The sequence below is a fragment of the Azospirillum palustre genome, from assembly GCF_002573965.1.
In the GTDB taxonomy this organism is placed as follows: domain Bacteria; phylum Pseudomonadota; class Alphaproteobacteria; order Azospirillales; family Azospirillaceae; genus Azospirillum; species Azospirillum palustre.
Window position 1 is genome coordinate 182,425 of the sequence record NZ_PDKW01000041.1, and the last position, 22,921, is coordinate 205,345.

At 67.5% G+C, this 22,921-nt stretch carries 17 protein-coding genes; 5 read left to right on the forward strand and 12 right to left on the reverse strand.

Annotated elements, in window-relative coordinates; all coding sequences use genetic code 11:
• Positions 1-9 precede the first annotated feature (9 nt).
• Both CRT60_RS14595 and CRT60_RS14600 read left to right on the forward strand, forming a co-directional pair.
• On the forward strand, positions 10-390 hold the full coding sequence (locus CRT60_RS14595) for a VOC family protein (protein ID WP_098737151.1): 381 nt from the start codon (positions 10-12) through the stop codon (positions 388-390).
• A 39-nt stretch (positions 391-429) separates the two neighbouring features.
• Positions 430-1,191, forward strand: coding sequence for a class I SAM-dependent methyltransferase (locus tag CRT60_RS14600; RefSeq protein WP_098737152.1), 762 nt, complete (start codon positions 430-432; stop codon positions 1,189-1,191).
• 26 nt (positions 1,192-1,217) lie between these two features.
• Here CRT60_RS14600 and CRT60_RS14605 read toward each other — a convergent pair whose 3' ends face one another.
• The 8 genes from CRT60_RS14605 to CRT60_RS14640 all read right to left on the reverse strand — a co-directional run bounded on the left by CRT60_RS14605 (position 1,218) and on the right by CRT60_RS14640 (position 10,308).
• Positions 1,218-1,445 (reverse strand): formate dehydrogenase subunit delta, encoded by a 228-nt coding sequence (locus CRT60_RS14605; protein ID WP_098737153.1) that lies wholly within the window; start codon positions 1,443-1,445, stop codon positions 1,218-1,220.
• Positions 1,446-1,469: 24 nt separating this feature from the next.
• On the reverse strand, positions 1,470-2,312 hold the full coding sequence (gene fdhD / locus CRT60_RS14610; protein ID WP_098737154.1) for a formate dehydrogenase accessory sulfurtransferase FdhD: 843 nt from the start codon (positions 2,310-2,312) through the stop codon (positions 1,470-1,472).
• 20 nt (positions 2,313-2,332) lie between these two features.
• Entirely contained in the window at positions 2,333-5,188 is a 2,856-nt protein-coding gene (gene fdhF / locus CRT60_RS14615; RefSeq protein ID WP_098737155.1) for a formate dehydrogenase subunit alpha, read from the reverse strand.
• A 24-nt stretch (positions 5,189-5,212) separates the two neighbouring features.
• Positions 5,213-6,793, reverse strand: coding sequence for a formate dehydrogenase beta subunit (locus CRT60_RS14620; RefSeq protein WP_098737156.1), 1,581 nt, complete (start codon positions 6,791-6,793; stop codon positions 5,213-5,215).
• Entirely contained in the window at positions 6,790-7,326 is a 537-nt protein-coding gene (locus CRT60_RS14625; RefSeq protein WP_098737157.1) for a formate dehydrogenase subunit gamma, read from the reverse strand. The genes CRT60_RS14620 and CRT60_RS14625 overlap by 4 nt, the downstream gene beginning before the upstream one ends.
• Before the next feature lie 188 nt (positions 7,327-7,514).
• A complete protein-coding gene (locus tag CRT60_RS14630; RefSeq protein ID WP_098737158.1) occupies positions 7,515-8,465 on the reverse strand; it encodes a LysR family transcriptional regulator in 951 nt (316 codons plus the stop codon).
• An 18-nt stretch (positions 8,466-8,483) separates the two neighbouring features.
• Complete coding sequence (locus CRT60_RS14635) at positions 8,484-9,377, reverse strand: SMP-30/gluconolactonase/LRE family protein (protein ID WP_098737159.1); 894 nt, start codon at positions 9,375-9,377, stop codon at positions 8,484-8,486.
• Between the two features lie 172 nt (positions 9,378-9,549).
• The gene (locus CRT60_RS14640; RefSeq protein WP_098737160.1) at positions 9,550-10,308 is read right to left on the reverse strand and encodes a hypothetical protein; all 759 of its coding nucleotides are present in this window, start codon (positions 10,306-10,308) and stop codon (positions 9,550-9,552) included.
• 333 nt (positions 10,309-10,641) lie between these two features.
• On the opposite strand from CRT60_RS14640, the gene CRT60_RS14645 reads away from it, so the two are divergent.
• Positions 10,642-12,465: an ATP-dependent nuclease gene (locus CRT60_RS14645; RefSeq protein WP_143273264.1), complete on the forward strand. Its 1,824-nt coding sequence runs from the start codon at positions 10,642-10,644 to the stop codon at positions 12,463-12,465.
• Positions 12,466-12,823: 358 nt separating this feature from the next.
• On the opposite strand, the gene CRT60_RS14650 is transcribed toward CRT60_RS14645, so the two are convergent.
• Complete coding sequence (locus CRT60_RS14650) at positions 12,824-16,063, reverse strand: response regulator (protein ID WP_098737162.1); 3,240 nt, start codon at positions 16,061-16,063, stop codon at positions 12,824-12,826.
• A gap of 260 nt (positions 16,064-16,323) precedes the next feature.
• On the opposite strand from CRT60_RS14650, the gene CRT60_RS14655 reads away from it, so the two are divergent.
• Positions 16,324-18,294: a hybrid sensor histidine kinase/response regulator gene (locus CRT60_RS14655; RefSeq protein ID WP_098737163.1), complete on the forward strand. Its 1,971-nt coding sequence runs from the start codon at positions 16,324-16,326 to the stop codon at positions 18,292-18,294.
• 143 nt (positions 18,295-18,437) lie between these two features.
• Positions 18,438-19,025, forward strand: a complete 588-nt coding sequence (locus tag CRT60_RS14660; RefSeq protein WP_098737164.1) for a glycine-rich domain-containing protein — start codon at positions 18,438-18,440, stop codon at positions 19,023-19,025.
• Positions 19,026-19,138: 113 nt separating this feature from the next.
• On the opposite strand, the gene CRT60_RS14665 is transcribed toward CRT60_RS14660, so the two are convergent.
• From CRT60_RS14665 to CRT60_RS14680, 3 genes are all read right to left on the reverse strand, one after another.
• Positions 19,139-20,662 (reverse strand): ABC transporter substrate-binding protein, encoded by a 1,524-nt coding sequence (locus tag CRT60_RS14665; protein ID WP_244592508.1) that lies wholly within the window; start codon positions 20,660-20,662, stop codon positions 19,139-19,141.
• Between the two features lie 341 nt (positions 20,663-21,003).
• The gene (locus CRT60_RS14675; protein WP_098737167.1) at positions 21,004-21,858 is read right to left on the reverse strand and encodes a ParB/RepB/Spo0J family partition protein; all 855 of its coding nucleotides are present in this window, start codon (positions 21,856-21,858) and stop codon (positions 21,004-21,006) included.
• Entirely contained in the window at positions 21,848-22,870 is a 1,023-nt protein-coding gene (locus CRT60_RS14680; protein WP_098737168.1) for an AAA family ATPase, read from the reverse strand. The genes CRT60_RS14675 and CRT60_RS14680 overlap by 11 nt, the downstream gene beginning before the upstream one ends.
• Positions 22,871-22,921 lie beyond the last annotated feature (51 nt).

Here is a 22,921-nt window from a genome sequence, read left to right on the forward strand (position 1 = left end):
GAGGCTGGCGTGCAGATTGGCCGGATCGATCATTTCGTCCTGACGGTCGCCTCCATCGAGGCGACCTGCGCCTTCTATCGCGACGTGCTGGGGATGGAGGTCGTCACCTTCGCCGGCGGCCGTCGCGCCCTGTCCTTCGGCGCGCAGAAGATCAACCTGCACGAGGTCGGACGGGAGTTCGAGCCGAAGGCCGCCCGCCCCACCGCCGGCAGCGGCGACTTCTGCCTGATCGCCGACACGCCGCTGGAGCAGGTGATCGCCGAACTCCAGGCCCGCGGCATCGCCATAGAGGAAGGCCCGGTGAACCGCACGGGCGCCACCGGGCCGATCCTGTCCGTCTACATCCGCGATCCCGACGACAATCTGGTCGAGATCGCCACTTACCTCTGAGGGCCCGCTTTCAAGCACACTGGAAGGATCGGGGACGCCATGTCTGTTCATCACTCTTCCAAGGGCTACGAAACCGGGGCCGCGGCCTATGTCAAAGGCCGCCCCAGCTATCCGGCCGAAGCCACGGTGTGGCTTCGTGACGTTCTCGGCGTCGGACCCGGCCGCAGAACGCTGGATGTCGGCGCCGGCACCGGCAAGTTCGTCGCGGTGTTGAAGGAGTGCGGCGGCGAGATCGTCGCCGTCGAGCCGATTGCCGGCATGCGGGAGCAGTTGGTCCACAGCTTCCCCGACCTGACCGTCCTGGCCGGGACGGCCGAGACGATTCCCCTGCCCGACGGCTCCGTCGATGCGGTGGTCTGCGCGCAGGCGTTTCACTGGTTCGCCACGGCCGCCGCCTTGCAGGAAATGCGCAGGGTCCTGGCGCCGGGCGGCCGATTGGGACTGATCTGGAACGTGCGGGATGAAAGCAGGCCCTGGGTGGCGGCGCTGTCCGCCATCACCGATCCCTGGGAGGCCGGCACCCCGCGCTACCGGACCGGCGACTGGCGCCGGGCCTTCCCGGCACCGGGCTTCGAGGCCATCGACGAGCGCCATGTCCGCCATGCCCATGTCGGAAGCCCGGACGACGTCATCGTCAGGCGGACGCTTTCGGTCAGCTTCATTGCAGCACTTGCCTCCGACCTGCAAGCGGAGGTCGAACGGGATGTCCGCATGCTGATCGCGAACACACCGGAACTGGCGGGCGCCACCGAGGTCGCCTTTCCCTACGAAACGGCGATGTTCGCCTTTCGCAAGGTCTGACGGCCCCCAGCGACGCCCGACCGATCTCAGCGCGTCTGAAGCACACCCACCGCGCCGCGGGCGACCTCGTGCAGGTCGGCTTCGCCGCCGGACTGGACATGGGCGAACAGGCCGGCGCGCATGCGCGGATCCCAGAACTTGCGGATGTGGGTCGCGGTTTCCGTCACCGCCTCCTCATGGGGGTAGGTGGCGAAATGGACGGCGATCTGGTTCGCCATCCGGACCAGATCCTTGGCGTGGTTCGTGTGGCTCATCGGTGTCTCCGGACTGGGTTTGAATCAACGGAACAGGATGACGGTGTCGCGGCGCGACAGCGCACCCAGGGTCAGGTTGGCGTTGCGCGCCAGTTCCAGCGCCAGCGCCGTCGGGGCCGAGATGGTCGCCAGCAGCGGGATGCCCACCGCGGCGGTCTTCTGCACCAGTTCGAAACTGCAACGGCTGGTCATCACCACGAAGCCGGTGGCCGGGTCGGCACCCGAGCGCACGACGGCGCCGATCAGCTTGTCCAGCGCGTTGTGGCGGCCGACATCCTCGCGAGCCATACGGACGGCGCCGTCGGGCGCACACCAGGCGGCGGCATGGACCGAGCGGTTGGCCCGGTTCATCGGCTGGTGATCCGGCAGGGCGCGGAAGGCGGCGGCCACGGCGGCCGGGTCCACCTCCAGCGAGGTCTCGATCTTGCGGGGCTCCCGAACGGCGTGGACAAGACTGTCCACGCCGCACAGGCCACAGCCGCTCCGCCCCTCCATGGAGCGGCTGCGCAGACTTCCGCGCAGGAGCCGCAGGGGATCGACCGTCAGGTTGACGACGAAGCCCAGCGGCGTTTCCCGCACGGCGATGTTCTCGATATCGACAGCGGTCCCGACGATTTCCTCGGCCAGGCTGAAGCCCAGCGCGAAGTCTTCCAGATCGGCGGGGGTCGCCATCATCACGGCATGGGAGCGGCCGTTGTATTCGAAAGCGACCGCGGTTTCCTCCGGCACCTGCCATTCGACGTCCGCCCCCTCCTCCATCCCGACACCGGCGGAGAAGCCGGTGCCGGTGACGGCGATGGAGCACATCGCCGTGGAGAGGGGGGAATTGTCGTCCGGACGGATGGACCCAGAAGGCATCGCGGTCATGCTTCCCACTCCTCAGGCCGTCACTCGGCGGCGATCACGTTGGCGGCGGCGATGCGCTTGCGCTCGATGTCGTTCTTCGCATAGTCAACCTGCCAGTCCGACGGTTGGTTGCTGCGGGCGACCTGCACCGCCGTCACTTTGTATTCGGGGCAGTTGGTCGCCCAGTCTGAATTCTCGGTGGTGATGACGTTGGCCCCGGTCACCGGATGGTGGAAGGTGGTGTAGACGACGCCGGCCGGCATGCGGTCGGAGATGACGGCGCGCAGCGTCGTCGCTCCCATGCGGCTGGCGAGCGACACCATGTCGCCGTCCTTCACGCCCCGGATCTCGGCGTCCACCGGGTTGATCTCCAGCACATCCTCCGGATGCCAGGCCACGTTGGCGGTGCGACGGGTCTGGGCACCGACATTGTAGTGGGCAAGGATGCGGCCGGTGGTCAGCACCAGCGGATACATCCGCGTGGTCCGCTCGTCGGTCGGCACATACTCGGTGATGACGAAGCGGCCGAGACCGCGGGCGAAGCTCTCCTCATGCATGATCGCCATGCCGGTGTCGTCGTCCTCGAAGCCGGTGCAGGGCCACTGGACGCTGCCGACGCGGTCGAGCTTCTCGAAGCTGACGCCGCGGAAGGTCGGGGTCAGACGGGCGATCTCGTCCATGATCTCGGACGTGGTCTCGTAGTGCATCGGATAGCCCATCGCCGTCGCCAGCGCACAGGCGACCCAATGCTCGTCCCGGCCCACCTTCGACGGCATCGCCTTGCGGACGCGGTTGATGCGGCGCTCGGCGTTGGTGAAGGTGCCGTCCTTCTCCAGGAAGGAGGTGCCGGGGAAGAAGACGTGGGCGAAGGCCGCCGTCTCGTTCAGGAAGAGGTCTTGGACGATGACGATGTCCAGCGATTCCAGGGCCGAGGTGACGTGGTTGGTGTTGGGATCGGACTGGACGATGTCCTCGCCCTGCACGAAGAGGCCGCGGAAGCTGCCGTCATGCGCACTGTCGAACATGTTGGGAATGCGCAGACCGGGTTCCGGATCCAGCGTGACGCCCCAGGCGGTCTCGAACTCGTGGCGGACGACATCGTCCGACACATGGCGGTAGCCCGGCAGCTCGTGCGGGAAGGAGCCCATGTCGCAGGAGCCCTGCACGTTGTTCTGGCCGCGCAGCGGGTTCACGCCGACGCCCTCGCGGCCGATGTTGCCGGTCGCCATCGCGAGGTTGGCGATCGCCATCACCGTGCTGGAGCCCTGGCTGTGCTCGGTCACGCCCAGGCCGTAGTAGATCGCGGCGTTGCCGCCGGTGGCATAGAGACGGGCGGCGGCGCGGACCTGATCGGCCGGAACGCCGGTGCGCGATTCCAGATATTCCGGCGAGTTGCGGTGCTCGGCGATGAACGCCTCCCACTTCGCAAACTCCTTGGGATCGCAGCGCCCCTCGACGAAGGGGCGGTTGACCAGCCCCTCGGTGACGATGACGTGGGCGATGGCGTTGACCACGGCGACGTTGGTGCCGGGCTGGAGTTGGAGATGGTGCTCGGCCTGGACGTGCGGGCTGCGCACCAGATCGATGCGGCGCGGATCGACGACGATCAGCTTGGCCCCGGCGCGCAGACGCTTCTTCATGCGCGAGCCGAACACCGGGTGGCCGTCGGTCGGGTTGGCGCCGATGACCAGGATGACGTCGGACTTGTCGACGCTGCGGAAATCCTGGGTGCCGGCCGAGGTGCCGAAGGTCTGCGACAGGCCATAGCCGGTCGGCGAATGGCAGACGCGGGCGCAGGTGTCGATGTTGTTGGTGCCGAAGGCGGCCCGGATCATCTTCTGGACGACATAGACCTCTTCATTCGTGCAGCGCGACGAGGTGATGCCGCCGATGGAGCCGCGGCCGTACTTGGCCTGCACCGCCTTCAGCCGCTCGGCGGCGTAGGCGACCGCCTCTTCCCACGACACTTCACGCCACGGGTCGGTGATCTTCTCGCGCACCATGGGCTTCATGATGCGGTCCTTGTGGGTGGCGTAGCCCCAGGCGAAGCGGCCCTTGACGCAAGAATGGCCCTCGTTGGCGCCGCCGTCCTTCCACGGCGTCATGCGGACCACCGTAGTGCCCTGCAGCTCGGCCTTGAAGGAGCAGCCGACGCCGCAGTAGGCGCAGGTGGTGATGACGCTGTGCTCGGGCTGACCGTGCTCGATGATCGACTTCTCGGTCAGGGTCGCGGTCGGGCAAGCCTGGACGCAGGCGCCGCAGGACACGCACTCGCTGTCCATGAAGCTCTCGTTGGCGCCCGGCGACACCGAGGAGGCGAAGCCGCGTCCGTCGATGGTCAGCGCGAAGGTGCCCTGGGTTTCCTGGCAGGCGCGGACGCAGCGCGAGCAGACGATGCATTTGGAGGCGTCGAAGGTGAAGTACGGGTTGCTCTCGTCCTTCGCGGCGGCGCGGTGGTTTTCGCCTTCGAAACCATACCGCACGTTGCGCAGGCCGACGGCACCGGCCATGTCCTGCAACTCGCAATCACCGTTGGCCGCACAGGTCAGGCAGTCGAGCGGATGGTCGGAGATGTACAGCTCCATCACGCCGCGGCGCAGCTTGGCCAGCTTGTCGGTCTGGGTGTGGACCTTCATGCCGGGGGCGACGGGAGTGGTGCAGGACGCCGGGGTGCCGCGGCGCCCCTCGATCTCCACCGCGCAGAGGCGGCAGGAGCCGAAGGGCTCCAGGCTGTCGGTGGCGCACAGCTTCGGCACGGTGATGCCGGCGTCCATCGCGGCGCGCATCACGGAGGTGCCTTCGGGAACGGTGATGGCGCGGCCGTCGATCTCCAGCGTCACCAGGGTCTCGGAGACGCGGGCCGGGGTGCCGTAGTCGGTCTCGTGGATGAGGGTCATCTCGGGTGCTCCTGGGGTCGCTCGTTATTCGGCGGCGATGTGGGTGACGCGGACGGCGTGCTGCTTCTTGCGGAAGTCTTCCGGGAAGTGCTTCACCGCGCTGCGCACCGGATAGGGCGTCATGCCGCCCATGGCGCAGAGCGAGCCGTCCACCATCACGTCGCAGAGGTCGGCGAGCAGGTCCAAGTTCGCATCGACGTTCTTGCCGGCGATGATCTTGTCCAGCGTCTCCATCCCGCGGGTCGAGCCGATGCGGCAGGGGGTGCATTTGCCGCAGGACTCGGCGACGCAGAACTCCATGGCGAAGCGGGCCTGCTGGGCCATGTCGACGCTGTCGTCGAAGACGACGATGCCGCCATGGCCGACCATCGCCTCCTGCGCCGCGAAGGCCTCGTAGTCCTTGGGCAGGTCGAACTGCGAGGGCGGCAGGTAGGCGCCCAGCGGACCGCCGACCTGCACCGCACGGATCGGCCGGCCGGTGATGGTGCCGCCGCCATACTCGTACAGCAGCTCGTGCAGGGTGATGCCGAAGGCCTTCTCGACGATGCCGCCATTCCTGATGTTGCCGGCGAGCTGGAAGGGCAGCGTGCCGCGCGACCGGCCGACGCCGAAGTCGCGGTAATAGTCGCCGCCCTTGTCGAGGATGATCGGCACCGAGCAGAGCGACAGCACGTTGTTGACCACGGTCGGCTTGCCGAACAGGCCTTCCAGCGCCGGCAGCGGCGGCTTGGCGCGCACCATGCCGCGCTTGCCTTCCAGGCTTTCCAGCATGGCGGTCTCTTCGCCGCAGATGTAGGCGCCAGCGCCGACGCGGACGTCGAGGTGGAAGGTGCGGTCGGTGCCGTGGATGTTGTCGCCGAGCCAGCCCTCGTCATAGGCGAGCTTGATCGCGTGGCGCAGGGTCGCCGTGGCGTGCGGGTATTCCGAGCGCATGTAGACGTAGCCGGAGGTCGCCCCCACCGCGATGGCGGCGATGGTCATGCCCTCGATCAGGCAGAAGGGATCGCCTTCGATGATCATGCGGTCGGCGAAGGTGCCGCTGTCGCCCTCGTCGGCATTGCAGCAGACGAACTTCTCGTCCGCCGGTGCCTGCATCACCGTGTTCCACTTGATGCCCGTGGGGAAGCCTGCGCCGCCGCGGCCGCGCAGGCCGCTGTCGGTCACCGCCTTGACGATCTCCGCCTGGGACATCGCCAGCGCGTTCTCCAGCCCGCGGAAGCCGCCATGGGCGCGGTAGTCTTCGACCGACAGCGGATCGATGATGCCGCAGCGGGCGAAGGTCAGCCGCTCCTGCTTCTTGAAATAGGGGATTTCCTCGGTCAGGCCATGGCCCAGCGCATGCTCCCCACCGGTCAGGAAGCCGGCGTCGAACAGGCCGGGCACGTCGGCCGGGGTGACCGGGCCGTAGGCGACGCGACCTTGCGCAGTCTCCACCTCGACCAGCGGCTCCAGATAGAGCATGCCGCGCGAGCCGTTGCGGACGATGCGCAGCGGCAGGTCGCGCCTGGTGGCCTCGGCCCGGATGGCGGCGGCGACCGCATCGGCGCCGACCGACAGGGCGGCGGAGTCGCGCGGGACGAAGACGGTGATCAGGTGGCCGCTCATTGCGCGTGACCCTTATGGGAGTGGCTGAGAGCGCGGGGGATCTGGTTGTGGGCGTGCGGGTTGGCCCGCGTCTCGGCCGCCAGCTCGTCGAAGCGGTCGGGCGAGACCCGGCCGTGCAGGTTCTCGTCGATCATGACGGCGGGGGACAGGGCGCAGTTGCCCAGGCAGAAGACCGGTTCCAACGTGAAGGCGCCGTCGGCGGTGGTGCCGTGGAAATCGACCTGCAACCGCGTCTTGATGTGGTCGACCAGCGCGTTGGCGCCCATCGACTGGCAGGCCTCGGCCCGGCAGACCTTGATGGTGTGGCGGCCGGGCTTTTCGCGGCGGAATTCGTGATAGAAGGACACCACGCCATGCACGTCGGCGCGCGAGAGGTTCAGCTCCGTCGCCAGCAGGGGGATGGCTTCCTCGTCGATGTAGCCGAACTCTTCCTGCAGGGCGTGGAGGATCGGCAGCAGGGCGCCGCGCAGATGCCGATTGTCTTCGACAATCGTCATGGCGCGCTCAGCGCTCCACGGATGGCAAGCGTTCACGGGTGTCCCTCCTTGCGATCGTCCGCGCCGCTCTTGGGGTCGGCGTCGTTCTGGCTTGGCTCTGTTGGCTTTTTCCGGACGTCTCTCGTCGCCCGGCACCGTTAGAGTGGCGGAGGATACGGTATACCAGCAAATTGTATTTTCTGATGGCGTGATAGCTTTTGGCTATCAAGCGCCGCGACGACGGCTCAGCGGATCGCCAGCCGCCAGGGGATCATGGCGTCGGCGACGCCGATGGCGACGCGCTGGGCGATGTCGGCGTCGGCGGCTGCCACCGCCAGCGCCTTGGCGAGCGGCGGCGGCGGGTCGCGGTCGGCATAGGCCAGCCCGACGACGTGGCTCAGCTCCGGATCGACCAGCGGCAGGGCGACGATGTCGGGATGCGGCGGCACGAAGGTCAGCAGCTGGCCGGGGACGATGCTGGCGCAGGTGCCGGCGCGGACGATGGTGTAGAGGGTGACGATGGAGTTGGTCTCCATCGCCGGCTCCACCGTCCGCCCAGTCATGCGGAAGGCGGTGTCGGCGATGCGGCGGTTCTGCATGTCCGGGGTCAGCAGGCAGAGCCGCAAGCCCGCCGCCTTCTCCCACGGCACCGCCCCTTGCGCGATCAGCTCGTCCGACAGGTCGTCGCGGCGGGCCAGCAGGTGGTAGCGCTCGGTGTAGAGCGGCAGGGTGCGGACGTTGTTCAGCGGCTCGTTGTCGAGATAGGTGATGGCGGCGTCCAGCTCGAACTCGTCGAGCCCGCGCTGGATCTCGCGCGAACTGAGCGACACGACGCTGGAGCGGATGTGCGGAAAGCGGGTGGTGAAGGGCGTCAGCACATGCGGGATCACCGGCAGGGCAGTGGGGATGGCGCCCAGCCGCAGATGGCCGGTGACGCCCTGGGCCAGCGCCAGAAGCTCGTGGCGCAGGCTGTCGCGCTCGCCGACGATGCGGCGGGCGTATTCCAGCACCTTCAGCCCCTCCGGCGTGAAGCCTTCGAACTTCTGGCCGCGCTCGACGATGGGGACCTGAAGCTCCTCCTCCAGCTGGCGGATGGCGTTGGAGAGGGTCGGCTGCGAGACGTGGCAGCTCTCCGCCGCGCGGCCGAAATGCTTCTCGCGCGCCAGGGCCAGCAGATAGACGAACTTGCGGAACATCGGCCCCCTCCCCTGCCGTCAGGCCGCCGGGTCGAAGGGCGGGACCGGCAGGCCCGGCACATCGACCGTCATGGCGAACAGCCCGCCCGACTGCGGCAGCCGCTCCAGCTCGTCGGCCGGGCGGCCGGCGCTGGCGGTGGTGACGTAGAGCGTGCGCAGGTCGGGACCGCCGAAGGCCACCATGGTCGGGCAGCGCGCCGGCAGCGGATGTTCCGACAGCAGCACCCCCTCCGGCGAGAAGCGCGCGACCCGCCCGCCCTCGTACAGCGCCGACCAATAGCAGCCCTCGGCATCCACCGCCGCCCCGTCCGGCCGGCCGCGGTCGCCGTCCTTCGGCTCCAGCCGGACAAAGACCTCGCCGTCGGAGACCGCGCCGGTCGCCGGATCGTAGCGGTAGCGGCGGACGGTGAAGGTCGGCGTGTCGGCGTGGTAGAGCGTCCGCCCGTCCGGGCTGAAGGCCAGCCCGTTGGAGGTCAGCAGCCCGCCGGCCAGCACCGCCAGCCCGCGGCGGTCGTAGCGGTAGAGATGCGCCTTGCCGCCGGCCTTCGGCTCGTCCAGCGTGCCGGCCAGATAGCGGCCGGCGGGATCGGTCTTGCCGTCGTTGAAGCGGCTGGCGCCCTGGTCCTCCGGATTGGCGGCGAGGCAGGTCACCGGCCGCCCCTCCCCGTCCAGCTGCCACAGGCCGGAGCGCAGGCCGGCGATGAAGCCGCCGCCCTTGCGCGGGGCGACGCAGCCGATCTCCTCCGGCAGGGCCATCGCACGGGCGGCCCCGGTCGCCGGATCGAAGCGGTTCAGCGCCTTGCCCTTGATGTCCACCCAATAGAGCGCCTGCTCGTCCAGCGACCAGACCGGCCCCTCCCCCAGCCTGGCACGGGCATCGAGCACGCAGGTGAAGGCGGGGGTGGCGGTCATCGCATGATCCTCGGGAGTCGAACGGACCCGCAGGGTCGGACAGTTCGGCCGCCGGATCAAGCGCTCCGGCACGCCCCCCGGCAGTCCCCCCGGCGGGAGCGGTCCCGCGTCCGGCGGAGGATGGAACGGCGTGGAACGCTTTCCGGCGGATGTTCCATCGTCCGGCCGCCCCCTACCGGCGCCAGGAGAAGGCGCCGGCCGCGCGGCGGCCGACCGGGCCGGGGTTGAGGTTGGGATACTCCTCATACTGGTTGAGCGTGTAGGGGAAGACGCCCTTCGGCCCCGCCGCCTCCGGCTGGGCGACGACGGCAGCGATCATCGCCGGGCTGGGCGGATGGCGCTCGCGGATGGCGCCGGGGATGTCGTCGTCGTCGAGTTCGGGAACGGTGACGGCGGGCGGGTCCTCGGGCTTCGGGGCCGGCCTGGGGGCGGGGTGCGCGGCGGGCCCGGCAGCCGCTTCGGCGGCGGGCGGAGGAGCGGCGTGCCCGGCGGAGCGCCGGTCGGGCTGCGCGTCCTGCCGCTTGGCCGCGGGCAGGTCGAGGCCGGCGAACAGGCCGAGCCGCTCGGCCAGCCAGCGGACGGTGGCGGGATCGCCCGACGTAACCAGCCGCTCGATCTGCTCGGCTACCAGCACCCGCAGCGAGGACAGGCGCAGCTCGGCCTCGCGGTTCAGCGCCTGCCGTTCCCACCACACCCTGTGACGGAAATCCTTGGAGCCGTAATAGGCCCGCCACAGCGTCGTCCGGCTGCACCCCATGGCGCGCGAGACCTGGAGGAAGCTGTTGCCCCGCGCCAACATGCCGGCGGCCATGATCCACTGTTCCTCATGGAACTGCGAACCGGGAACCAGCGAGCTTTCCGACGGGGTCGGCGGCTCTTCGGCCCAGCGGGGGAACTGGTCGTTGGTGAAGCTGCGGCTGTCGAGGGGCATGGCGTGGCTCCGCGAATGAGTGGGCATTGCGGAGAGATTATGGGAATTTGCTCCTGTGCGGGGAGGTTTTGGGAAAAGTGTGGGTGGGTGGATGAGAGAACGGCCGGATCTGAACTGGAGGGGACCTTGAAGTGCCTATTTAAAAATTGCTGACGAGCGGCCTTGTCAGTCACAAGATCGACGATCCTTGCCGCCCGAAGGCTCTGGGCGTTGGGCGGATACCACTTTACGCTTTATTAAAATACTATCCAATATAGATTGTTTAGTTCAACCCAAAGGGGTTTGGAACGGTCGTTCAGCGCTTGCTGAATAACCCTGTACGGAGACGGAACGTTGATAAGCTCTATTTCGATTCGAAATTTTCGCTCAATCTCTGCTGCCGAGATTCCTGCCGATTGGATTACAACGCTTGTTGGCTCAAACGATGCCGGCAAGTCAAATGTGCTACGTGCCATCAACCTATTCTTCAACGGAGAGACGAATCCAGGCGAGTCGTTTGATTTTTCTAGAGATTTCAATCAGTTCGCGGTGGTGCGACAAAGAACGGCTCCGCAAATCGAAATTAAAATAGTATTCAAGTTGCCTGACGGTTATCTGCGCGAGGACGCGCCAGCTGAGGTCGAATGGCGTAAAGTATGGCGGTTCGATGGCGAAGCAAAGCGCATGGAAACACGTACTTTTATTGATGGAACAGACTTTCCTCCGCGCAGTAAAATACCGGCTTTGATGGATCGTATTCGATTTACCTACGTTCCAGCTATTAAAGACAAAGCTTTCTTTGCAGACTTGCAAGGTAGACTCTATGACGTTCTATCCTCAGTTGCGGAAGAGCCACTTAAAGAATCGGCTGGCGCATTCCAGACCCAGTTGGGTGAACAACTTCACGATTTGCTCGATACGCTGCGCACCGCATTTGGTGCAGAGGCAGCTATGCGTTTACCAGAAAACCTTCGCCAGATCTTCGAAAACTTAGAAATTAATTCTGGTGAAGTGCCGCTCTCCCGTCGTGGCGATGGGATCAAGATCCGGCACATCCCAATGATTCTCAAGTTTATTGCTGTAAAGCGCGACGAATTATTGACACGCGGAGGCGTTAGATACACCCATATCTGGGGCTTCGAAGAGCCAGAGAACAATGTTGAAATGTCGTCTGCCTTTCGTATGGCAAGCGATTTCGTTGATTTAGTTGCAGAAGCAAGCCATTTTCAACTGTTTTTTACTACACATTCACCGATATTCTATAGACTCGATCAACATCGTCCTGAAGCGGCAGAGTGGCTCGTGTCTCACTTCGTCTCAAAAGACGGAAAAAACACTTGTATTGAAACACGCACACCTGACCAAGTAGATGAAAGCATGGGTTTAATGCCAATTGTGGCGCCCTATGTTGCGCAAGCAAAAGCTCGCTATGACGAACTGCGTGAACAACTCGAGCAAGTTCGTGACATCGCTACACAGAAACGGCCTACCGTATTTGTAGAGGGGGAGAGTGATAGGAAAGTAATTACAAAAGCTTGGGAAACATTCTCTGAATTTCCAGTCGATACAATCAATATATGTGCTGGCGATGGAGCCTTCGGTAGCGCCAATGCGCTCGAAAGTCGCGCACTGGCATGGCTACTAACGTTACGTCATCGCCCAACCCAAGAAAGAGCCAAAGCGGCAGCAATCTTCGACACAGATGCGAGTGGGCGGCGCGCGCACAAATCCCTCACTGAAGAGATTACCCGCCTCAACCTGCATACGTACGGATTAAAAGCAATCTCCCTTCGGACACCCCTTAGGCTGAGAAATCTGGCACGTCAAGGGTTCCAACTCTCCATTGACCTAGAGGCCTTTTACACAGACGCATTGTGGCAGCGGGCGGAAAGCCGCAAGTGGCTGGAACCGGTCAAGGACCTCGGTGCACTTCTATCGACTACTCTGGTCGGAGCTATGGCAGCGGGAGGACCTAACCCGTTCGAAGGGCTTGAACCTAACGACGCTTTGAGACTTAAATTCAAATTCAGCGACACTGGAAAACAAAAAGCGGCCCAACACTTAGCGCGGATGACACAAACCGAGGCTGAACGCGAACTCGCCGAGTTTCGCCAGCTTATCATTGAGTTGCAGGGCCACTTCAATTTGCAGCGCCCTGAGTCTCAAACAGCGCAATGATTAATATCTTCAAGGACATCATTATTCTGGATGTTCTTTCCAACATGGCATAATTGAGTTCTTCTTTTCCGCCGACTTTAGAATCTGGGTGATATCCGCACTTGAAATAAAGCAGATATCACCCAAAAATTCACCGATTGGCAATTTTCCCGATAGTCACAGAAGTTCGGTTCTGCCTCTGCCATTTGATCCTGCCGCGGTTAGTAGAGCTGCACCATTCCAAAGTTTTTGATCGGAATGGGCGTGAGCACTCACTCGCTTTTCTTCCCTGAAAATCGCTTCACCTCGCCCGTCGCAGGAATGTCGGAATGGAAGACAGGAGTCACAACCGAACCGGGGCCGAAGACAGACCAGCCCCCTACCCCATCGCCCCCACCGCCCGCCGCGATGCCACGCACCGCGCAACCTCGCTCAGCAGTTGGGCGCGGTCGATGGGCTTCGGCACGTGGCAGTCCATGCCGGTCTCGTAGCAGCGGGCGATGTCGTCGGGGAAGGTGTTGGCGGTCAGGGCCACGATGGCGACGCGGGACTCCGGACCCGGCATGGCGCGGATCAGGCGCGTCGCCTCCAGCCCGTCCATCACCGGCATGTTGATGTCCATCAGGATGGCGTCGAAGGGCTCGCCCCCATCCACCCCCTTGGCCGCCTGCGCCACCGCCTCCACCGCCTCCACCGCCTCGGCGCCGTTCTCCACCGCCGCCACCCGGTGGCCGGCCTGCGTCAGCAGCGTGACGACCAGCAGGCGGTTCATCTCCACATCCTCCACCACCAGGATGCGCAAGGCCCCGCCCGCGGGCGGGGCGGGAGCGGGACGCAGGGCCGGCGGTTCGGCCGCGGCCGGCGGCGGGAGCAGCGGGGGCGGAGACGGCGGGGGAGCCGGCACTCCAGACGGCACTCGGGACGGCTCGGCGGCGGGGGCCGGGGCGGGTTCCGGCTCAGGCCGGGGCTCCGGGCGCGAAAACGGCGCGGGCGGCGGGGGGACGGCCGCAGAGGGGATCGCTGGAGCGGGGACAGCCGGCGCGGGGACCGGCCGCGGGCGCAGGCGGTCGAGATGCTGGCGCAGCTCCGCCGGGTCATAGGGCTTGGCGATCAGGTCGTAGCCGCCCATCGCCACGTCGTCGGCAACCACCGCATGGGCGGCGAAGCCCGACGCCAGCAGAACCGGCAGGTCGGGGCGCAGGCGCCGCGCCTCGCGCGCCAGCTCCGCCCCGTTCATCCCCGGCGGCATCACGATGTCGCTGAACAGCAGGTCCAGCGGTTCGGACCCGCGCAGCACCACCAGGGCCTCGCCGGCACCGGACGCGGCGGTCACCCGGTGGCCCCAGCTGCGCAGCAGGGCGCTGCCGTTCTCGCGGATGTTGTGGTCGTCGTCCACCATCAGGATCGACAGGCCGGGCCGGCCCCCCACAGACTGGGCCGCCGGTGCAGCGGCCGCTTCGCCGCCCGCCTCGCCGGCCATCTCACCGGCCATGGCGCCGGTGGCGCGCTCGGGCGGGAAATGGATGGTGACGGTGGTGCCCTGCCCCACCCGGCTCGCCAGGGTCAGCGTGCCGCCATGCAGCTCCACCAGCCGGCGGGTCAGCGGCAGGCCGAGGCCGGCGCCCTCGGTCTGGCGGTTCTCCGGGGTGGCGACGCGGGCATAGGCCAGCAGGACGCGGTCCAGATCCTGTTCGGGGATGCCGACGCCGTTGTCCCGCACCTCCAGCAGCAGGCCGCCGTCGGGCGCCGGATCGGCGGTCAGCGACACCGAACCGCCCGACGGCGTGTATTTCACCGCGTTGGACAGCAGGTTCAGCAGGATCTGGCGGATGCGCCGCTCGTCGCCGCGCAAGTGGCGAGCGGCGGGGGCGACCCGCGCCGACAGGGCGATGCCGGCGCGGGCGGCGCGCGGGGTCAGCAGGCGGACGGCGAAGACGGCGGCGGCGTCGAGATCGACCGGCTCGTCGTCGAGAATCAGCTGGCCGGATTCGGCGCGGACATGGTCGAGGATCTCGTTGATCAGCTCCAAGAGATGCTGGCCGCTGTCGCGGATGTTGACGGCGAAGTCGCGGTAATGGGCGTTGCCGACCGGCCCCTCCGACTCCCGCGCGATCAGGTCGGCGAAGCCGATGACGGCGTTCATCGGCGTGCGCAGCTCGTGACTCAGGCTCGCCAGGAATTCGGACTTGCTGCGGCTGGCCGCCTCCGCCGCGTGGCGGGCGTCCTGAAGCTCCGCCTCCATGATCTTGCGCGAGGTGACGTCGCGCTCGACGCTGACGTAATCCTGCGGCGCCCCCCAGTCGTCGGCGACCAGCCGCACCGCCGCCTCGATCCACACCCAGCGGCCGTCGGCATGGCGCAGCCGGTAGGTGGTCTTCAGGGTCGGGCGGTCGGGCGTCAGGCGGGCGAGGCCGGCGGATAGGGCGTCGCGGTCGTCGGGGTGCACCCGCTCCACCAGCGGCCGGCCGACCAGATCGGCGGGCGGGCAGCCCAGGCTGTCGCGCGTCGCCTCCGAACAGAAACGGCGCACGCCGTCCAGCCCGATGCGGCCGATGATGTCGGTGACGCTGCGCGCCAGCAAGCGGTAGCGCGCCTCGCTGGCGCGGATCGCCCGCTCCGCTTCGTGCCGGCGGGTGATGTCGCGGGCGCCGACCGACAGCAGGACGATGGCGCCGCTCTCGTCGCGGATCGGCACCTGCGACACCTCCCACCAGCGGGTGACGCCGTTGTGGGTGTGCTGCTCCTCGAAGCGGGTGGGGGCGGCGGCGTCGATGCAGGATTGCAGGTCGGCCATCACCTTGGCGGCGAGATCGGGCGGCAGCAGCGCGTCGAGCGGCCGCCCCTTCGCCTGCGCCACCCGGTCGCCCATCGCGCAGGCGGCGGCCTCGTTGGCGCAATGCAGGGTGAAGCCGCCGTCGGGGGTGACGCGCAGCACGACATGGATGTCGGCGGAGCTGTCGAAGACGGCGCGGAACAGGGCGGCGTTCTCGGCCAGCGCTCCCTCGTCGGCGAAGCGCCGGTGCTCGCGCGCCAGCATGGTGCCGAGCAGGCCGATGCCCAGCGTGGTGAAGGCCATCAACGGCAGCGCCGCCTCCTCCATCACCCGCATGGCGAGGTCGAAGTCGGGCAGCAGCAGGAAGGCCAGCAGGGTCAGCGGCGCAAGCGCCAGACCGAACAGCGCCAGGAGGCCGAAGCCGAAGGCGCCCTTGCCATCGCCTCTTCGGGCTTTGCCGGCGGCGCGCCGCTCCATCGGGCGGGCCAGCAGCGGGGCGACCAGAGCGGTCAGCAGCATACCGGCAAGCCCGGTCGTCGCCCCCACCCCGCCCAGCCACAGCCGCACCGCCCCGGCGATGGCGGCCGACAGGAGCGCCGCCGGCAGGCCGCCGAACAGGCCGGCCAGCCCGATCATCGCGTTGCGCAAATCGACCAGCACCCCGTCGGCGACCGGGTAGGCATCCAGCATGGAAAGGACGGCGGCCACGCCGAACAGCAGGCCGGAGAGTGCTGCGAAGGCGCCGCGCCGGGCGCCGAACCGCCGCAGGACATGGCGATAGCCAAGCAGAACCAGCGCCAGCAGGCCGACGCCATGCGCAAGGGCGATGATGATGCCCGTTCCCATTGCTCCGCTCCCCGACGGCTACGCCAACGGCTACCCCGCTCCCAATCGAATGTATCGGAACCCGGCGGGAATTTTTACACGCGCAACTTAACAAGAAGAAGAAGAAACGATTCGAAACAGTCATACTGCCTTTTTTCCTACTACTACGGACGACAGCCGCATGACCGCTGGCATTGACGTCGCTGTCGTGTTTGGCGTCCGAGTCGGATAGAATGCCGCCGCGCATCGTTCGTGGTCGTCGTGTTTTCGTAGGCTTCGGCATGTTCTTGAAAATCTTCTCACGGAGCCTGGTTGCCCGGTCCACCGCATCGGCGGTGGTGCTGGTGTCGGTGCTGGTCGCCGTGCCGATGGGCGTGCTGATCCAGTCCGACGTGCGCAACACCAGGGCCGAGCTGGCGATCCGCGCGGAGATGGCGACCCGCATCGTGCTCGACGACGTGACGAATGCGCTGTGGGACCTCGACCCGGAGGAGGCGCTGACGGCGCTGAGCCCGCTGCGCTCGATCGACAGCTTCGCCGAGGCGGTGATCCTCGGCACCCATGGCGAGCGCTTCGCCATCTACCGCAAGCCGGGCTCCGCCGCCGTTGCGGATGCGGCCGTCAATACGGGAGCCAATCCGGCGACCACCGCCGCGGCCGTGCCGCTGACCCGCCAGGACCGCAGCGGCGGTTCGCGCACCATCGGCACGCTGCTGGTCCGGCTCGACACCGGGCCGACCGACGCGGCCATCCGCCATCATGTGCTGGTGCTGGGCGGCATCGGCGCCGTCACGCTTCTGCTGGTGGTGCTGGGCGTGATCTGGGCGACGCGCGGGGTGACGCTGCCGATTGCCGGCATGACCCGCGCCATGGCCGATCTGGCCGCCGGCGACGTGACGGTGACCGTGCCGGTGCGCCACCGCGACGACGAGATCGGCCGCATGGCCAAGGCGCTCGACACCTTCCGCCAGAACGCCATCGATCTGCACATCGCCAAGGAGCGGGCGGAACAGGCGGTGGCGTCGAAGGCGAAGTTCATGGCCGCCGCCAGCCACGATTTGCGCCAGCCGGCCCAGTCGCTGCTGATGCTGACCGCCATGCTGCGCGCCACCGCCCCCAACCCCAAGGTGGCGGAGTCGGCGCGCAAGATCGAACAGGTGGTGATGACGCTGAAGCAGCTGCTGGACGAGCTGCTGGAGGTATCGCGGCTCGATGCCGGCGGCGTCACCGCCAACATTGCGGTGCATGAGGTCGCCGACCTGTTCGACGCGCTGGACTCGCAATACGGGCCGGTCGCCCGCGACAAGGGGCTGGCCTTCTCCGTGCCGCAGTACCGCGCCCCGGTGCTGACCGACCGGGTGCTGCTGCTGCGCCTGCTGGGCAACCTGATCGACAACGCGATCCGCTACACCCCCACGGGCCAAGTGCAGGTCGCCTGCCTGGAGTCCGGCGGCAGCCTGATCGTCGAGGTGCGCGACACCGGCATCGGCATTCCCGAGGACCGGCTGGACGCCATCTGGGAGGAGTTCCACCAGATCGGCAACCCGGAGCGCAACCGCGACAACGGCATCGGTCTCGGCCTGTCGATCGTCCGGCGGCTGGCCGGCGTGCTGGACCACCCGGTCAAGGTGCGCTCCACGCCGGGCAAGGGCTCGGTCTTCTCGGTCACCCTGCCGCTGGCGCCGGTGGAGCCCGCCCTGGAGCCGATGCGGCGGGTCGAGGTTCCGCCTGTCCCCGCCCCTGCCCCTGCCCCAGCCCCCGCCCCGGCGGCGGTCGCCGGGCTGGCGACGCTGGCGGATGCACCGGCGAAGAGCGGCGAGATCGCCATCCTGGTGATCGACGACGACCAGTTCGTGCTGTCCGCCATCTCGATGTTCCTCAACACCGCCGGCCATCGCGTCGTCGGCGCCTCCAGCGTGGCCCAGGGGTTGCGCGCGGTGGAAGGCGGCGATATCCGGCCCGATGCGGTGATCGCCGACTATCACCTGTCCGCCACCGAGAACGGCCTGGATTTCATCGACACCGTCTGGCGCCGGCTCGGCCTCAGGATCCCGGCGGTGCTGATCTCCGGCCGGCTCGACGGCGCCGTGACCGCCCGCGCGACGGAGATGGGCGTCATCGTCGCCGCCAAGCCGATCATGCCCGACCGCCTGTCGGCACTGGTGGAGCAGATGACGGCGGCCCGGCCGGCAGGGGCAGGTGCGGTTGTGGCGCTCGACATCGCCGCTCCGCATAAGACTCCGACGATTTGAGGTCCCCACCCCCACCCTGGGGCTTAGGACCAAAAATAATCTCACATATCGGATTATGCTGTGTCACAACATCCGAGCGGTGCTCTCGGATATCTCTGTCCCCCATCAGAGAGCGAACCGAAAAAGCAGCTTCGGAGGATCCCATGCGCGGCGCCACCAAGACCGACACCACCCGTGCCCATGACATCATCGCCGGCTTCGACTTCGGCTATGTCGTCGACCGCGCGGTCGCCGCGGGGATGTCCCGCCCCACGTCCGAGATCGCGCTGGCCCAGCTGAAGGCATTCCTGCTGGCCTGCGCCGAGCATCCCGACCGCGACATCGTTCCGCAATCGGCCGCCTGCGACGACCTGTGGCACGAGTTCATCGTCGCCGACACCCGCGCCTATTTCCGGTTCTGCGACGCGGTCTATGGCGAGTATCTCCATCACAACGGCGTGACCGCCCCGGCCGAACGCATGGACGCCGCCCGCAGCGACAGCGCCCGCCTGCTCGCCGGCGCCGACTGCCTGCGGGAGGCGAAGGCGGCGGATTGCTTGCGGGAGGCCGCACAGGCCGACTGTCTCCGGGAAGCCAAGAGCGCCGATTGCCTGCGCGAAGCGAAGCCCGCGGATTGTCTGCGGGAGGCCGCGCAGGCCGATTGTCTGCGTGAAGCCAAGCCGGCCGACTGCCTGCGCGAGGCCAAGCCCGCGGATTGCCTGCGCGAAGCACGGCCGCAGGGCGCCGCCTGACGTTCCCGTCCCTGTAACGACGGAAAAGCCCCTGTCCGGCCGCGGACAGGGGCTTTTTTCATGCGGGCGCGACCTTGGCCCCGCTGCCCTTCGCCCCCTGCCCTTCGCCAGCGTCAGCCGAAGTTCAGGCCGCCGAACGGCGTGATGAAATTGTCGCTCAGCACATTGCCGCGCAGCGCCACATAGTCCGGCACCACCAGCGGAATCACCGGCAAATCCTGCATCACCAGACATTCGGCGTCCTTGTAGACCTCCGCCCGAAGGGTGGGATCGGGGATCGCCATCGCCCGCTCGATCAGGCCGTCGAACTGGGCGCTGGTCCAGCCGACGGGATTGAAGCGGCTGCTGCTGCTGAACAGCTCGTCGAGGAAGTTCATCGGATCGGGATAGGTGGCGGTCCAGCCGAACAGGAAGGCATCGTAATCGCGCCGGCGCGAGCGGGCGATGAACTCCTGCCGCGGCGCCATCACCAGCTTCGCCGGAATGCCGGCATTGTTCCATTGCGAGACGTAATAGACGAACTCCCGCCGGTATTCCGGCACGACGGTGACCTGGAAGGGCTCGATGCCGCGCCCCTCCGGATAGCCGGCCTCCTCCAGCAGGCGCCTGGCCAGCAACGGGTCGTAGGCCAGCGGATCCAGCCTTTCATTCGACAGCAGGGCCGGCGGGACGATGCCGTTGTGGACGCTCGCCACCCCGCGGAAGAAGCGCTCCACCATGGCGCTGCGGTCGATCAGCAGCGACATCGCCCGGCGCACCCGCAGATCGCCGAACGCCTTGACCCGCCTGGGGTCGAGCGCCACCACCCGCATCTGCATGCGCGGCACGTTCGACAGCGAGCGCTTGAAGCCGGGATCGTCCATCACCCCGCGCAGCGCATCGGTGTCGACGAAGGTGAAGTCGATCTGGCTGTCGTTGAACAGCGTGATGCCGTCATTGCCGATGCCGGTGGCGAGGAAGGACACCCGCTCGAACGGCACTGAGCCGCCGCGCCAGCCGGGATTGGCCTCCACATCCATGCGGATGCCGTCGCTCGACCGCACCAGCCGGTAGGGTCCGGTTCCCGCCGACAGGGTGCGGAACCAGTCGGGACCGGCCTGCCCGGCCGCCTCGACATCGACGATGTTCAGCCGGGCAAAGGGGAAGACGGCGCAGGGCTCGTCGCAGACCACCTCCAGCGTCCGGTCGTCGATCACGGTGATGCCGGACAGCTCAGCGGCGGTCTTCGCCCGCAGCTCGCGGAAGCCCCGCACCTTCGACAGCGCCAGCACGGCGAAGTTGGTGCCGTCGCCACCCAGCGCCGCCTCGAAGCTGCGCTTGACGTCGAGCGCGGTCAGCGGCCGGCCGGTGTGGAAGGTGACGCCGTCGCGGATGGTCAGCCGCCAACGCCGCGCATCCCCGGACGCCTCCCAGGCGGTGGCGAGGCCGGGCAGGATGCGGCCCTTCGTATCGACCGTGGTCAGGCTCTCGTACATCGAGCCGAGGACCTGACGCGCGACCAGATCGCTGACGGTCAGCGGATTGAGCCCGCCGGGCAGGGACTTGAAGCCGATCCGCAGGGTACCGGCGGCCATCGCCGGCCGGGGCAGGGCCGAAGCCAGGCCGGCGGCCGCGAGCAGGCCGCCGGACAGGTTCAAGAAATCTCGTCTCCGCACCGCCTGCATCGCCGCCCCGTACCCCCATGCCCCCGATCACCTGACAGATGATCCTTAACACGGGGCAGGGCAGGCGGTCACCCTGGCCGAGCGCCAGATGCTTTCGCAATCGAAAGCAACTTTAACGCGCTTTTCGAGAGAGGAACAACCGGGGCGGGCTTTCGCAGTCGAAACTGGATTCCCTCTCCCCCCTGGGGAGAGGGTTAGGGTGAGGGGGTCGCGTGGCGGGATTTTTGTGGAAGGCACGCGGTGCGTCCCCCTCACCCCGACCCTCTCCCCGGGGGGGAGAGGGGGATAAGTCCGACGACAGGCGCCCCCCACCTTCACGCATTCAGCAGGGCGTCGATGCGGTCGCGCAGCGCCTGCAAGCGCTCCCGATGCTCGCGCTGCAAGGCCTGGGCGACGGTGTCGATGGCGGCCAGATCCTTGTCCATCCGGTTGATCGCCTTGCCCAGCACGCGCATCGGCTCCGCCGTGCTGGAGGCCGCCGGGCGGGCGGCCCGCACCGCCCCCACCGTCAGCCCGCCGGTGCGCGCCGTCTGCCACAGCCGGCGCATCTCCGCCTCGTCCTCGACGAAGGCCAGCTCGACCAGGGCGGAACGCGACACCGCGTCGGGGTTGGCGCGGTAGTCGGCCAGGATGTCGTCGGGCAGGCGCAGCACCTTCAGCCGCTTCGACACCTCGGCCTCCGAACAGCCGACCGCCGCCGCCACCTCCGACTGGGTGTAGCCGTGCGCCTCGATCAGCTGGGACAGGCCGCGGGCGAGGTCGATGGCGTCGAGGTCCACGCGCTGGACATTCTCGATCAGCGCGATCTCTTCGGGCCGGCCCTTGGTGATGATGGCGGCGATGGTGCCGCGGCCGAGCAGCCGGTGGGCGCGCAGCCGCCGTTCGCCGGCCACCAGCCGGTAGCGGCCCTTCTGCTCCCCCTCCTGGACGAGGACAGGTTGCTGCAACCCGTGGCGGGCGATGGAGTCGGCCAGCGAGCGCAGGGCCTCGTCGTCGAACACCGTGCGGGGCTGGCCGGGATTGGTCTCGACGGCGTCCAGATCGACCTCGACCAGCCGGGGCAGCATGCCGCTCAGCCCGAACATGCGGTCGGTCTCGGCGGCGAAGCCGGCCTCCTTGGCCTGGAGCACGGTGGCGGCGGTCTGCCGGGTCAGCTTCTTAGGCGGCATCGACGGTCTCCTGCAAACGGCCCATGGCGGTCAGCAGCGCCGAGGCGATGGCGGCATAGCTCTCCACCCCCGGCGCGCCGATGTCGGCATCCAGCGTGATGACGTTGGCGCCCGCGGCCTGGGCGTAGATGGTGGCGCGCGGCACCGGCGGGAACACCCGGCGGCTTTCGCCCCACAGGCGCTGGATGTCGTCGAGCGACGAGCGGTCCTGGGTCTGGCGCGGGTTCACCATGGTCGGCAGGATGCCCAGCACCTCCAGCCGCGGGTTCAGCCGGCGCTGGATCTTGGCGACGGTGTCGAGGAAGGCGCTGACGCCGAGGATGGCGTGCGGCTCCGCCTGGCAGGGAACCAGCACATAGTCGGCGGCGGTCAGCGCGTTGATCGTCACGGCACCCAGGTTGGGCGCGCAGTCGATGACGATCACGTCATAGCGGTCCCGCACCCCGTCCAGCATCTCGGCCAGCGCCGTCTGGGCGTTGGTCAGGTTGCCCGGCAGCTCGGTGTCGGCGCTCGCCAGCGCGATGCTGGAAGGAACGACGTCCAGCCCCTCGACGCTGGTGGGGCGGATCACCGCGTCGAGCGGCGTCTTGCCCATCAGCGCATGGTAGAGGACCCTGCCCGCCTCCGTCAGCGCGACGATGTCGGTCTGCGGCACGCCGACATGGACGGAGGCGTTGCCCTGCGGATCGGCATCGACCAGCAGCACGCGGTTGCCGGCACGGGCCAGGATGAAGGCCAGATTGATCGAGGTCGCCGTCTTGGCGGTGCCGCCCTTCTGCAAACCGACGGCGACGGTGGTGCCGCGGCGGGGTAGGGGGCTTTCCGGCCGTTCGAGGTCCAGTAGAAGCAACCGGCCCAGCACGTCGCGGGGCAGGGCTTCCTTGCCGGTTTCCCATTTGCTGAGCCGCTGCTTGTCGTATTTGCGGCCCGTCAGTTCATTGACGAACGCCGCCATCTGCGTCTGGGTCAGGCCGCGCCGTTCCCGCAACGCCTTCAACTGTTCCCCTGTCACGCCCCGTCCTCCTGCCCCGGCACCGGTCGGCAGCGACCCTAGCAAGTCGTC